This window comes from Bradyrhizobium cytisi, from assembly GCF_008123515.1.
Taxonomy (GTDB): domain Bacteria; phylum Pseudomonadota; class Alphaproteobacteria; order Rhizobiales; family Xanthobacteraceae; genus Bradyrhizobium; species Bradyrhizobium cytisi.
This window is the reverse complement of record NZ_VSSR01000019.1, coordinates 1-12,513: the sequence shown is the minus strand read 5'-3', so window position 1 is coordinate 12,513 and position 12,513 is coordinate 1. Positions and strand designations below refer to the sequence as shown.

The window sequence follows — 12,513 nt, the reverse complement described above, 5'->3', positions numbered from 1 at the left end:
CGGGGGCATGCGCGAGGCCGGAGCCGGCGGCAAGGGTTTGTTGAGCGCTTGTTCGTGGAGTGCTTGTTCGTTGAGTGCCTGTGCGTCGTCCGCCTGTTCGCCGGCCACCCTGGCCGCTGAAGCGTTATTCGAGGTCTAGATGCTGGAAGCCATACGCAGGGCGATGACGTTTCTGCGCCAGAAGCAAATCCTGCATAAGCTTGGAGTTGTGATCAGCGTCGCGGTCATCGGCATCGCTTGCTATGTGCTCTATCACATGCTGCGCGGCATCGATACCAACGAGGTGATCGAGGCGATCAAGAGCACCGAGCCGCGCCAGATTGCGATGGCCGCGCTGTTCGTCGCCGCGGGCTATTTCACGCTGACGTTCTACGATCTGTTTGCGGTGCGCGCGATCGGCCATTCACACGTGCCCTATCGCATCAACGCGCTCGCGGCCTTCACCAGCTATTCGATCGGGCACAATGTCGGCGCCAGCGTCTTCACCGGCGGCGCGGTACGCTACCGCATCTATTCGGCCTATGGGCTGAACGCGATCGACGTCGCAAAAATCTGCTTCCTCGCCGGCCTCACCTTCTGGCTCGGCAATGCCGCCGTGCTCGGTCTCGGTATCTCCTATCATCCGGAGGCGGCCGCCGCGATCGACCAGCTGCCGCCCTGGCTGAACCGGACGTTTGCGATGATGATCCTCGCAGCGCTGGTCGGATATGTGGTCTGGGTCTGGACCCAGCCACGGGTCGTCGGACGCGGCCCCTGGACCGTGGTGCTGCCGGGCGGCCCGCTGACGCTGCTGCAGATCGCCATCGGTATCATCGATCTCGGCTTCTGCGCGCTCGCGATGTACGTGCTGGTCCCCGACGAGCCCAATCTCGGCTTCGTCGTGGTCGCTGTCATCTTCGTCTCGGCGACGCTGCTCGGCTTCGCTAGCCATTCGCCCGGCGGGCTCGGGGTGTTCGACGCCGCCATGCTGGTCGGCCTCTGGCAGATGGACCGCGAGGAGCTGCTCGGCGGCATGCTGCTGTTCCGGGTCCTCTATTATCTGTCGCCCTTCGTCATCTCTGTAATCTTGCTGACGTTTCGCGAGGTTATCATCGGCGCCCGATCCAAGCGGCTGCAACAGGCGGCGCTCAAGCTCGATCCAGGCCCACCGCCTGAAGCCGCTTATGTGAGAAAGCGCAGCGACAGCGGCGCCTGACCGGCGCAAAAGCCAACAAGGAGAAGCCCGCCCCGATGGCGATCGACGCTCCCTCGTCTCCCACGGTGCAGCCCTGGTCCGACCGGCTGCGGCACTCGACCATCATCCTGATTGCGGCCGCGCTGGCGCTGTCGGTGGTGGTCTCGCTCGGCGAATTGTCGGTGCTGCGGGCGGCGACGGTGTTCTTCTGCATCGCTGCTGCTGCGCTGATCCCCTGGCGGCTGCATGATACCGCTGCCTCGCGCGACGACACCCGCCGGGTCAATCCGGTCGAAAGCGCGGCGGTGGCCGCGGTCGTCGCCGGCATGCCGGATCCCGCCGTGCTGCTCGACCGGGCCGGCCGCGTCATCCATCTCAATACCGCCGCCGCCCAGCTCGCGCCGGCGCTACGCAAGAACGAGCTCGCCCAGTTCGCGCTGCGCTCGCCCGAGATCATCACGGCGCTGCGCGAGTCCATTGCGACCACCGAGCCGCGGCGCGCGACCTATCTCGACCATGTCCCGGTCGATCGCTGGATGGAGCTGACCATCACCCCGGTGCCGGTGCCGACCAATTTCGGCGGCGCCGACAAATGCATGCTGATGACCTTCCACGACCAGACGCCACTGCGCCGGGTCGAGGAGATGCGCGCCGACTTCGTCGCCAATGCCAGCCACGAATTGCGCACGCCGCTGGCCGCGCTCTCCGGCTTCATCGACACGCTGCAGGGCCAGGCCAAGGATGATCCCAAGGCGCGCGAGCGCTTCCTCGGCATCATGCACAATCAGGCCACCCGCATGGCGCGCCTGATCGACGATCTCTTGTCGCTGTCGCGGGTGGAGCTGTCGGCCCATGTACGGCCGGATACGCTGGTCGACCTGCTGCCGATCATCTTCCAGGTCGCCGACGGGCTCGAGCCGCTGGCTCGGGAACGCCAGGTCGAGGTCGAGACCCATCTGCCGGAAGCCCCGGTCATGATCGCGGGCGACCGCGAGGAGCTGCTGCGCCTGTTCGAGAATCTGATCGAGAATGCGCTCAAATACGGCGCCTCCGGCGGACGCGTCATCGTGTCGCTGACGGCGACCCCGGCCACTGATGGAGCTCAGGAAATCCGGGTCATGGTGCGCGATTTCGGCCCCGGCATCGCGCCCGAGCACCTGCCGCGCCTGACCGAGCGGTTCTACCGGGTGGACGTCGGCGACAGCCGCTCCCAGGGTGGGACGGGGCTCGGATTATCGCTGGTGAAACATATTCTTAACCGCCATCGCGGCCGGCTTTTGATCGAAAGCGTGCCCAAGCAGGGCGCCACTTTCACCGCCTGTTTCCCCCAGGCCAAGCCTCCGGCCGCGAGCTGAAATTCAAGCTATTTCAGTGGCTTAAGAGTGTCATCCGACTGTCACTAAACCTTCGTAAAAGCACAGCCGACCGCTCCTAAAGGGGCGGCGGGGAGCGCGATCGGGCGCTGATGGCGCTTCGCTCCCCTGTATGGAGACCAGCATGAATTTCATCAAAACGATCGTCGCTGCCGGCTTGGTCGCCGCAACGACGACGGCGGCCTTTGCCGCCGATATCACCGGCGCAGGCGCGACCTTCCCGTTCCCGATCTATTCGAAGTGGGCTGATGCCTACAAGAAGGAGACAGGCAACGGCCTGAACTACCAGTCGATCGGTTCAGGCGGCGGCATCAAGCAGATCCAGGCCAAGACCGTGACCTTCGGCGCCAGCGACGCGCCGCTCAAGGCCGAGCAGCTCGAGAAGGACGGCCTCGCCCAGTGGCCGATGGTGATGGGCGCCATCGTTCCCGTCGTCAACCTCGAGGGCGTCAAGCCGGGCGAGCTGGTGTTCGACGGCGAGACCCTCGCCAACATCTATCTCGGCAAGATCACCAAGTGGGACGACGCCGCGATCAAGAAGCTCAATCCGAACGTGAAGCTGCCGTCGGACGCGATCACCGTGGTCCGCCGCTCGGACGGTTCGGGCACCACCTTCAACTTCACCAACTACCTCTCCAAGGCCAGCGCCGACTGGAAGAGCAAGGTGGGTGAAGGCACCGCCGTCGAGTGGCCGGTTGGCGTCGGCGCCAAGGGCAACGAAGGCGTGTCGGGCAACATCAGCCAGACCAAGAACTCGATCGGCTATGTCGAGTACGCCTATGCCAAGCAGAACAAGCTGACCTACACCGGCCTCATCAACAAGGCTGGCAAGCCGGTGCAGCCGACGGTCGAAGGTTTCCAGGCGGCCGCTTCCAATGCCGACTGGGCCAAGGCTCCCGGCTACTACGTCATCCTGACCGACCAGCCCGGCGACAAGTCCTGGCCGATCACCGCTGCGACCTTCATCCTCATGCACAAGGATGCCACCGACAAGGCGGCCTCGCAGGAAGCCATCAAGTTCTTCCGCTGGGCGTTCAAGAACGGCGGCAAGGCGGCTGAAGACCTCGACTACATCCCGATGCCCGACAGCGTCGTCCAGCTGATCGAGAAGACCTGGGCTGCCGAGATCAAGAGCTAAGCGCTCTCCTCTCGTGTCCCGGACGCGCAGCGGCGTGAAAGCGCTGCTGCGCTGAGCCGGGACCCACAAGAACGAGGCCCCGGATCAGCGTCGCGACGCTTCGCAGCTAGCGCCGCATTCGGGGCACGAGACCAATAAAAATCGTATATTCTTGGTACAGGGGATCGGCGTGGCAGAAATGGCCGTTCAGAGCGATGTAATCGACGACGCCGGACCATATGATCGCGCCAAGGCCTTGAGCGCGTTCAAGCTCGGCGACGTCACCTTCTACTGGATCACGCGGCTCAGCGCGATCTCGGTGCTCCTCATTCTCGGCGGCATCATCCTGTCGCTGATCGTCGGCGCCTTCCCTGCGATGAAGGAATACGGCTTCGCGTTCCTGTGGACGCAGCGTTGGGCGCCGTCGGCCGATCCGCCCGTGCTCGGCGCGCTCGGACCGATGTATGGTACGCTCGTCACCTCCTTTATCGCGATGCTGATCGCCATTCCGGTGGGTCTCGGCATTGCGATCTTCCTCACCGAGCTTTGCCCGCAATGGCTGCGCCGCCCGATCGGCATGGCCATCGAACTGCTCGCCGGCATCCCCTCGATCATCTACGGCATGTGGGGCTTCTTCGTGTTGGGTCCGTTCCTGGCCAATACATTTCAGCCCTTCATGATCAAGATCTTTGACGGCGTCCCCGTGCTGGGTGCGATCTTCGCGGGTCCCCCGTCCTATCTCAGCCTGTTCAATGCCGCGCTGATCCTCGCCATCATGGTGCTGCCCTTCATCACCTCGATCTCGGTCGACGTGTTCAAGACGGTGCCGCCCGTGTTGAAGGAGGCTGCTTACGGCGTCGGCTGCACCACCTGGGAAGTCGTGCGCAGCGTGGTGATCCCCTACACCCGCGTCGGCATCATCGGCGGCGTCATGCTGGCGCTGGGCCGTGCGCTCGGCGAGACCATGGCGGTGAGCTTCATCATCGGCAACTCGTTCCGCATCTCGTCCTCAATCTTCGCGCCGGGCACCACGATCTCGGCGGCGATCGCATCCGAATTCGCCGAGAGCGACGGCCTGCACCAGTCCGGCCTGATCCTGCTCGGCCTGCTGCTGTTCGTGCTGACGTTCTTCGTGCTGGCCGGCGCCCGGCTGATGCTGATGCGGCTGGAAAAGAAGGCGGGGAACTAACATGAACCCGATTTATTCGCGCCGCCGCCGCAAGGATATCCTGATCCGCGGGCTCTGCTTTGGTGCCGCCGCCTTCGGCGTCACCTGGCTCGCACTGATCCTGATTACGCTGTTCTATAACGGCCTGGCGGGGTTGAACCTCGATCTGTTCGTTGCGGACACGCCGCCTCCGGGCTCGACCGAAGGCGGCCTGCGCAACGCCATCGTCGGCTCGCTGATCATGACCGTGATCGGCGTCGGCATCGGCGCGCCGCTCGGCCTGTTTGCCGGCACCTATCTCGCCGAGTACGGCCGCAACGACAAGCTGACCTCGGTGATCCGCTTCATCAACGACATCCTGCTGTCGGCGCCCTCGATCATCATCGGCCTGTTCATCTACGGCGCCGTAGTGGTGCCGATGCGTGGCTTCTCGGCGATCGCAGGCTCGCTCGCGCTCGCCGTCATCGTGATCCCGGTGGTGCTGCGCACGACCGAGGACATGCTGCTACTAGTGCCGAACGCGCTGCGCGAGGCGGCCTCCGCGCTCGGCCTGCCGCGCTCGCTGGTGATCAAGCGGATCGCTTATCGTGCGGCACGATCCGGTCTCATCACCGGCGTGCTGCTCGCGACCGCCCGCGTCGCCGGCGAAACCGCGCCGCTGCTCTTCACCGCGCTGTCGAACCAGTTCTTCAGCCTCGGCCTGAACAAGACCATGGCGAACCTGCCGGTCACCATCAACAACTTCGTCCAGAGCCCCTACGCCTATTGGAAGCAGCTCGCCTGGAGCGGCGCACTGCTCATCACCCTGACCGTTCTTGCCCTGAATATTGGCGCGCGCATTCTCAGCGCCGAGAGGACCGCAAAATGACCGATCTTTCCGTATCGATGAGCGCGGCCGGCGGTCTGCCCCAGGCGCCGATGCTGCCCGAAGCGCCGGCCAAGGTGACGGTGCGCAACCTCAACTTCTATTACGGCGAGCACCACGCGCTGAAGAACATCAACCTGGCGCTCGGCACCAACCGGGTCACCGCCTTCATCGGCCCGTCGGGCTGCGGCAAGTCGACCCTGCTGCGCATCTTCAACCGGATGTACGACCTCTATCCGGGCCAGCGCGTCACCGGTCAGCTGATGCTCGACCAGACCAACATCCTCGACCCCAAGCTCGACCTCAATCTGCTGCGCGCCCGCGTCGGCATGGTGTTCCAGAAGCCGACGCCGTTCCCGATGACGATCTACGAGAACATCGCCTTCGGCATCCGTCTCTATGAGAAGATCTCGAAATCCGAGATGGATGACCGCGTCGAGAAAGCGCTGCGCGGCGGCGCGCTGTGGAACGAGGTCAAGGACAAGCTCAACGCCTCCGGCCTGTCGCTCTCCGGCGGCCAGCAGCAGCGCCTCTGCATCGCCCGCACCGTTGCGGTGCGGCCCGAGGTGATCCTGTTCGACGAGCCCTGCTCGGCGCTCGACCCGATCTCGACCGCCAAGGTCGAGGAGCTGATCCAGGAGCTGTCCGAGAACTACACGATCGCGATCGTGACCCACAACATGCAGCAGGCCGCCCGCGTCTCCGACAAGACCGCCTTCATGTATCTCGGCGAGCTGATAGAGTTCGACGACACCAGCAAGATATTCACATCGCCGACCGACCGGCGCACGCAGGATTACATCACCGGCCGGTTCGGCTGAGGAGACGGCACATGGGTTCTGAACATACCGCAAAGGCCTTCGACACCGACCTCCAGGAGCTCACGCGCCTGGTCGCCGAGATGGGCGGCATCGCCGAGCGCATGATCGTCGATTCCGTCGATGCGCTGATCCGCCGCGACGTCGCGCTCGGCCAGCGCGTCGTCGCCATCGACGCCGAGCTCGACACGCTGCAGAAGAAGATCGAGGAGCGCGCCGTGCTCACGATCGCGCGCCGCCAGCCGATGGCGGTGGATCTGCGCGAGATCGTCGGCGCCATGCGCGTCGCGACCGATCTCGAGCGCATCGGCGACCTCGCCAAGAACATGGGCAAGCGCGTCGCGGCGCTGGAGACGGATTTCCATCCGCTCAAGCTGTTCCGCGGCCTCGAGCACATGACCGACCTCGTGCAGCAGCAGGTCAAGTCGGTGCTGGACGCCTATGCCGCGCACGATCTGCCGGCGGCGATGGCGGTGTGGAAGGGCGACGAGGAAGTCGACGCCATCTGCACCTCGCTGTTCCGTGAGCTCCTCACCTACATGATGGAGGATCCGCGCAACATCTCGTTCTGCATCCATCTGATGTTCTGCGCCAAGAACATCGAGCGGATCGGCGACCATGCCACCAACATTGCCGAGACCGTGTTCTACATGATCGAAGGCCAGGCGATCACCGACAAGCGGCCGAAGGGCGACATGACGACCTTCGCCACCACGGTCCCGAACACCTGATTACGCAAGGAGCGACGACCCGATGGGCGCACGCATTATGGTGGTTGAGGACGAGGAAGCTCTGACCGAGCTTCTCCGCTACAACCTCGAAGGCGACGGCTATGACGTCGAGACGGTAATGCGCGGCGACGACGCCGACACCCGCCTCAAGGAGCACATCCCCGATCTGATCGTGCTTGACTGGATGCTGCCGGGGCTATCAGGCATCGAGCTGTGCCGGCGGTTGCGTGCGCGATCCGACACCAAGCAGCTGCCGATCATCATGCTCACCGCGCGTGGCGAGGAGAGCGAGCGGGTGCGGGGCCTGGCGACCGGCGCCGACGACTACATCGTCAAGCCGTTCTCGGTGCCCGAGCTCCTGGCGCGCGTGAAGGGCCTGCTCCGGCGTGCAAGTCCGGAGCGGCTCGCAACCGTTCTGGCGTTCGGCGACATCGAGCTCGACCGCGAAAAGCGCCGCGTGGCGCGCTCGGGCCGGCCGATCGATCTCGGCCCGACCGAGTATCGCCTGCTGGAGTTCTTCCTGGAGCATCCCGGTCGCGTGTTCTCGCGCGAGCAGTTGCTCGACAGTGTCTGGGGCCGCGACATCTACATCGATGAGCGCACCGTCGATGTGCATATCGGCCGCCTGCGCAAGCTGCTCAATCTCGGCCGCGAGCAGGACCCGATCCGCACCGTCCGCGGCGCGGGCTACGCGCTGGACGATCGGTTCGCGAAGGCCGAGCAGGCCTGAAACGGCCTGAGCAGACCTCGACAAAAAAGCGCGCCAAAGGCGCGCCGATCCTTCTCCCGATCGTTCCGGCCCGTGCGCAATTGCGCACCAGGCCGGGACGACGTCGTTTGGAGCTGAGCTTACCGCGCCGGCTTCGCCGGGGCCCGCCTGCGATCCGCTGCCGGCTGATACGCGACCCGCGAGTGCTGGGCGCAATAGGGCAGGCCGGAGAGCGCTTTGCCGCCGCAGAAGAAGAAATCCGGGCTCGAGGGATCGCCGACCGGCCAGTGGCAGGTCGCCTCGTTCAATTCGAGCAGCGACAGCCGCTGGCTCATCGGTACCACGTTGTCGTAGGTGACCGGTTCAGCCTCGACCTCGACCTCGAAAGCCTGCGCCAGCGCGGTATTGCCGCGTGCGATGGGCCTGCTCACCCGCATCATGTGCGGCGCTGGACGCGCCTTGCGCGGCCGCGGAGCTGCCGAAGACGGGCTCTTGGCGCGGCCCGACAAGCCGAGCCGGTGAACCTTGCCGATCACGGCGTTACGGGTGACATTCCCAAGCTCAGCGGCGATCTGGCTGGCCGAAAGTCCGGCCTCCCAGAGCTTTTTCAGCTGTTCGACGCGATCGTCGGACCAGGTCAAAACCGTCATTGCACCCTTTCCTTCGCCGCGCGCCTGCCATCCTGGGGGCCGCACAACGAATGCCTAAGCCTCGAAAAATCCGTGCCGCCAGAATCCCTTAAGGCTCGCCGGGCGCAATGATACGCCCGAACGTTTACGCCGGTACATGAGGACTTTTGGGATCAGAATCGCTGCACGAGATGTCGTATCTGACAAGCCAGACGCTACAATATGGCGTGACTCACGCGCAAGAGTCCGCCGACTCGCTTCCACATGTTCCGTGGCCAAAACCCGCAAATTCGGCACCGCAAGACTACGGAATCTGGGTTTCGCGGGGCTTTCCGGGCGGCATTGACACCAATGGTGCCAAGCATAAGATAGTGATGCGTGCCGCCCTTAAAAGGCGGCACGTTTCGTTTTCCGGACCAATGATGCGCTGCGCAACGCAGTTTCAGGCCGTCCGAAACATCCAAAGAGACCATCATGGCTAACAGCGCAGCGCCGCACTTGCTCCCCGTTTTCGCCAGAACCGACATCGGTTTTGAGCGCGGTGAAGGCGTCTGGTTGATCGCAACCAATGGCGATCGCTATCTCGATTTCACCTCGGGCGTGGCGGTGAATGCGCTCGGCCATGCCCATCCCGCGCTGGTCAAGGCGCTGCAGGAGCAGGCCACAAAACTCTGGCACATGTCGAACCTGTTCCAGAGCCCGGACGGCGAGAAGCTCGCCGCGCGTCTCTGCAACGAGAGTTTTGCGGACTTCGTGTTCTTCTGCAATTCCGGCGCCGAAGCGCTGGAGGGTGTGATCAAGCTGGTCCGCCATCATCACTTCTCCAAAGGACATCCGGAGCGCTACCGCATCATCACCTTCGAAGGCGCCTTCCACGGACGCACGCTGGCGACGCTGGCTGCGACCGGCTCTGCAAAATATCTCGAAGGTTTCGGTCCGCCGATGGACGGCTTCGACCAGATCCCGCACGGCGACATCGAGGCCGTGAAGAAGGCGATCGGTCCGCAGACCGCAGGCATACTGATCGAGCCGATCCAGGGCGAGGGCGGCGTTCGTTCGGCGACGCCTTCTTTCCTGAGGGCATTGCGCCAGCTCTGCGACGAGAAGGGCCTGCTGCTCGCCTTCGACGAGGTGCAGACTGGCATGGGCCGCACCGGCGATCTCTTCGCCCACCGCCGCACCGGCGTCACGCCTGACGTGATGTCGCTGGCCAAGGCGCTCGGCGGCGGCTTCCCGATCGGCGCGGTGCTGGCGACCACGGATGCGGCCACCGGCATGGGGCCCGGTTCGCACGGCTCGACCTTCGGCGGCAATCCGCTGGCGATCTCGGCCGCGAACGCCGTGCTCGACGTCATGCTCAAGCCCGGCTTCTTCGACCACGTGCAGAAGATGTCGCTGCTGCTCAAGCAGAAGCTCGCCTCCGTGATCGATCGTCACCCCGATGTCGTCAGCGAGGTCCGCGGCGAGGGGCTCCTGATCGGCATCAAGGCCGTGGTGCCCTCCGGCGATCTGGTCGCAGCGCTGCGCAACGAAAAACTGCTCACCGTCGGCGCTGGCGACAATGTCGTGCGCTTCCTGCCGCCCTTGATCGTCACCGAAGCCGAGATCGAGGACAGCGTCGGCCGGCTTGAACGCGCCTGCGCTGCGCTCTCAGGCAACAAGCGGGCGGCCAGCTGATGAGCAAGACGCCAAAGCACTTCCTCGATATCAACGAGCTGCCGCTGTCGGAGCTCAAGAGCATGCTCGCGGCCTCCTCCGCCATGAAGGCGAAGCAGAAGGCGCATCAGCCGGTCAAGCCGCTCGAAGGCAAGACGCTGGCGATGATCTTCGAGCGCCCGTCGACCCGCACGCGCGTGTCGTTCGACGTTGCCATGCGCCAGCTCGGCGGCGAGCCCATCATGCTCACCGGCGCCGAGATGCAGCTTGGCCGCGGCGAGACCATTGCCGACACCGCGCGAGTGCTGTCGCGCTATGTCGACGCCATCATGATCCGCATCCTCAATCACGAGGCCCTGCTCGAGCTCGCGGCGAACGCGACCGTGCCCGTGATCAACGGCCTGACGCGGCGCTCGCATCCGTGCCAGGTGATGGCCGATCTCCTGACTTACGAAGAGCATCGCGGCCCGATCGAAGGTCGCACCGTGGCCTGGACCGGCGACGACAACAACGTGCTGGCGTCCTGGGCCCATGCCGCCGAGCGCTTCAAGTTCAACCTCAATGTCGCAACCCCGCCGGAGCTCGCTCCGAAGAAGGTGATGCGCGACTTCATCAAGGCCACCGGTGCGCCGATCGTGCTCGGCACCGATCCCGAGGCTGCCGTGAAGGACGCCGATTGCGTCATCACCGACACCTGGGTGTCGATGGGCGACAAGGAAGGCGAGCACCGTCACAACGTGCTCAAGCCCTACCAGGTCAATTCCAAGCTGATGTCGCTGGCCAAGCCCGACGCGCTGTTCATGCACTGCCTGCCCGCCCATCGCGGCGAGGAGGTCACCGACGAGGTGATCGACGGCCCGCAATCGGTCGTGTTCGACGAGGCCGAAAACCGCCTGCATGCGCAGAAGGGCATTCTGGCCTGGTGTTTCGACGCGGTGAAGTAACACTGTGGCGGGGCGAGGTGGCTGTGCGAGCGGCCCCATCCTCCGCTGTCGTCCCGGACAAGCGTAAGCGCAGATCCGGGACCCTTAACCACAGGAACCCCTTTTGGCGATGACTCGGAGTTTGTCGTCGACAGCAATAGCGTAATCCTGTGGTTATGGTCCCGGGTTCGCGCTGCGCGCGCCCCCGGACGACACCGAATTCGAGGTCCCCTCGCGCCCCTTCCATTTCCCACCTCCGACCCCAGATAAAGCGCCATGGTTTCCCAATCCCCTGACATGAAAACCGGGCCCGAGGGCCCGGTTCGCGCGCCGTCCGCGGTTCCGATCGATGACGCCGTGCTGCCCTACGAGGTCGACGTGCTCGATGTGCGCGGGCGGCTGGTGCGGCTTGGCCCCGCGCTCGACGAGATCCTGACCAAGCACGATTATCCGGCACCGGTCGGCAAGCTGCTGGGCGAGGCCATCGTGCTGACGACGCTGCTCGGCTCGGCGCTGAAATTCGAGGGCCGCTTCATCCTCCAGGCCCAGACCGATGGGCCGGTGTCATTTCTGGTGGTGGACTATCAGGCACCGGATCGCCTGCGCGCCTATGCGCGCTTTGACGCCGAGCGCCTCGGTGACGCCAAGAATACTGGCTCGCACTCCGGCGCGCTGCTCGGCCGCGGCCATCTCGCCATGACCATCGACCAGGGTCCCGACATGAGCCGCTACCAGGGTCTGGTCGCGCTCGACGGCGGCAGCCTGGAAGACGCCGCTCACGAATATTTCCTGCGCTCCGAGCAGATCCCGACACGCGTGCGCCTCGCGGTCGGCGAGGAGTGGCGCTCGAGCGACGGCGGCAAGCATCGCTGGCGCGCCGGCGGCATGCTGATGCAGTTTTTGCCGAAGGCGCCGGAGCGCGCGCGGCAGGCCGATCTCCATCCCGGCGACGCGCCCGAGGGCGCCGAGGTGCACGCCGTCGCCGAGGACGATGCCTGGGTCGAGGCGCGCTCGCTGATCGAAACCGTCGAGGACGTCGAGCTGATCGATCCCGATCTCTCCGGCGAGCGGCTGCTCTATCGCCTCTTCCACGAACGCGGCGTGCGCGTGTTCAATCCGCTTGTCTTGAAAGCGCAATGCTCCTGCTCACGCGACGCGGTCGCCTCCATGTTGAAGAGCTTCTCGCCGGATGACCGCTCGGCGATGGTCAAGGACGACAAGGTCGTCGTGACCTGCGAGTTCTGCTCATCGGTGTACGAGTTCACGCCGGATGAGGCGGGCGTCGAAGACGCGTAAGCGCCTATCTTTCGTTATCGCGAGCTATCGTAGGGTGGGCACGCTTCGAGACTG

General features: G+C 64.7%; 12 protein-coding genes. 11 read left to right on the top strand and 1 reads right to left on the bottom strand.

All coding sequences use genetic code 11. From position 1 onward, the window contains the following. The first annotated feature begins 139 nt into the window (after nt 1–139). The 8 genes from FXB38_RS11505 to phoB all read left to right on the top strand — a co-directional run bounded on the left by FXB38_RS11505 (nt 140) and on the right by phoB (nt 7,976). On the top strand, nt 140–1,195 hold the full coding sequence (locus FXB38_RS11505; RefSeq protein ID WP_148750976.1) for a putative bifunctional lysylphosphatidylglycerol flippase/synthetase: 1,056 nt from the start codon (nt 140–142) through the stop codon (nt 1,193–1,195). A gap of 35 nt (nt 1,196–1,230) precedes the next feature. Beyond that, a complete protein-coding gene (locus FXB38_RS11500; RefSeq protein WP_148750975.1) occupies nt 1,231–2,529 on the top strand; it encodes an ATP-binding protein in 1,299 nt (432 codons plus the stop codon). 142 nt (nt 2,530–2,671) lie between these two features. Then, nucleotides 2,672–3,685 (top strand): phosphate ABC transporter substrate-binding protein PstS, encoded by a 1,014-nt coding sequence (gene pstS, locus FXB38_RS11495; protein WP_148750974.1) that lies wholly within the window; start codon nt 2,672–2,674, stop codon nt 3,683–3,685. Nucleotides 3,686–3,863: 178 nt separating this feature from the next. Further along, on the top strand, nt 3,864–4,853 hold the full coding sequence (pstC, locus tag FXB38_RS11490; RefSeq protein WP_187434806.1) for a phosphate ABC transporter permease subunit PstC: 990 nt from the start codon (nt 3,864–3,866) through the stop codon (nt 4,851–4,853). 1 nt (nt 4,854) lies between these two features. Next, the gene (pstA, locus tag FXB38_RS11485) at nt 4,855–5,700 is read left to right on the top strand and encodes a phosphate ABC transporter permease PstA (RefSeq protein ID WP_148750972.1); all 846 of its coding nucleotides are present in this window, start codon (nt 4,855–4,857) and stop codon (nt 5,698–5,700) included. After that, nucleotides 5,697–6,518 (top strand): phosphate ABC transporter ATP-binding protein PstB, encoded by an 822-nt coding sequence (gene pstB, locus FXB38_RS11480; protein WP_148750971.1) that lies wholly within the window; start codon nt 5,697–5,699, stop codon nt 6,516–6,518. The genes pstA and pstB overlap by 4 nt, the downstream gene beginning before the upstream one ends. 11 nt (nt 6,519–6,529) lie before the next feature. Continuing rightward, complete coding sequence (gene phoU, locus FXB38_RS11475; protein ID WP_148750970.1) at nt 6,530–7,246, top strand: phosphate signaling complex protein PhoU; 717 nt, start codon at nt 6,530–6,532, stop codon at nt 7,244–7,246. 22 nt (nt 7,247–7,268) lie between these two features. Then, on the top strand, nt 7,269–7,976 hold the full coding sequence (gene phoB, locus FXB38_RS11470; protein WP_027533133.1) for a phosphate regulon transcriptional regulator PhoB: 708 nt from the start codon (nt 7,269–7,271) through the stop codon (nt 7,974–7,976). Nucleotides 7,977–8,095: 119 nt separating this feature from the next. On the opposite strand, the gene FXB38_RS11465 is transcribed toward phoB, so the two are convergent. Further along, nucleotides 8,096–8,605: a GcrA family cell cycle regulator gene (locus tag FXB38_RS11465; RefSeq protein WP_148750969.1), complete on the bottom strand. Its 510-nt coding sequence runs from the start codon at nt 8,603–8,605 to the stop codon at nt 8,096–8,098. 453 nt (nt 8,606–9,058) lie between these two features. Between FXB38_RS11465 and FXB38_RS11460 the strand changes: the two genes are divergently transcribed. The 3 genes from FXB38_RS11460 to FXB38_RS11450 all read left to right on the top strand — a co-directional run bounded on the left by FXB38_RS11460 (nt 9,059) and on the right by FXB38_RS11450 (nt 12,459). Next, a complete protein-coding gene (locus FXB38_RS11460; protein WP_148750968.1) occupies nt 9,059–10,261 on the top strand; it encodes an aspartate aminotransferase family protein in 1,203 nt (400 codons plus the stop codon). After that, nucleotides 10,261–11,184: an ornithine carbamoyltransferase gene (gene argF, locus FXB38_RS11455; protein WP_148750967.1), complete on the top strand. Its 924-nt coding sequence runs from the start codon at nt 10,261–10,263 to the stop codon at nt 11,182–11,184. The genes FXB38_RS11460 and argF overlap by 1 nt, the downstream gene beginning before the upstream one ends. Nucleotides 11,185–11,439: 255 nt before the next feature. Next, a complete protein-coding gene (locus tag FXB38_RS11450) occupies nt 11,440–12,459 on the top strand; it encodes an Hsp33 family molecular chaperone (RefSeq protein WP_148750966.1) in 1,020 nt (339 codons plus the stop codon). Nucleotides 12,460–12,513 lie beyond the last annotated feature (54 nt).

Coding starts and splice junctions, on each gene's coding strand:
- FXB38_RS11460 (WP_148750968.1), top strand. CDS start 9,059: ATGGCTAACAGCGCAGCGCCGCACTTGCTCCCCGTTTTCGCCAGAACC.
- pstB (WP_148750971.1), top strand. CDS start 5,697: ATGACCGATCTTTCCGTATCGATGAGCGCGGCCGGCGGTCTGCCCCAG.
- pstS (WP_148750974.1), top strand. CDS start 2,672: ATGAATTTCATCAAAACGATCGTCGCTGCCGGCTTGGTCGCCGCAACG.
- pstA (WP_148750972.1), top strand. CDS start 4,855: ATGAACCCGATTTATTCGCGCCGCCGCCGCAAGGATATCCTGATCCGC.
- argF (WP_148750967.1), top strand. CDS start 10,261: ATGAGCAAGACGCCAAAGCACTTCCTCGATATCAACGAGCTGCCGCTG.
- pstC (WP_187434806.1), top strand. CDS start 3,864: ATGGCCGTTCAGAGCGATGTAATCGACGACGCCGGACCATATGATCGC.
- FXB38_RS11450 (WP_148750966.1), top strand. CDS start 11,440: ATGGTTTCCCAATCCCCTGACATGAAAACCGGGCCCGAGGGCCCGGTT.
- FXB38_RS11465 (WP_148750969.1), bottom strand. CDS start 8,605: ATGACGGTTTTGACCTGGTCCGACGATCGCGTCGAACAGCTGAAAAAG.
- phoU (WP_148750970.1), top strand. CDS start 6,530: ATGGGTTCTGAACATACCGCAAAGGCCTTCGACACCGACCTCCAGGAG.
- FXB38_RS11500 (WP_148750975.1), top strand. CDS start 1,231: ATGGCGATCGACGCTCCCTCGTCTCCCACGGTGCAGCCCTGGTCCGAC.
- FXB38_RS11505 (WP_148750976.1), top strand. CDS start 140: ATGCTGGAAGCCATACGCAGGGCGATGACGTTTCTGCGCCAGAAGCAA.
- phoB (WP_027533133.1), top strand. CDS start 7,269: ATGGGCGCACGCATTATGGTGGTTGAGGACGAGGAAGCTCTGACCGAG.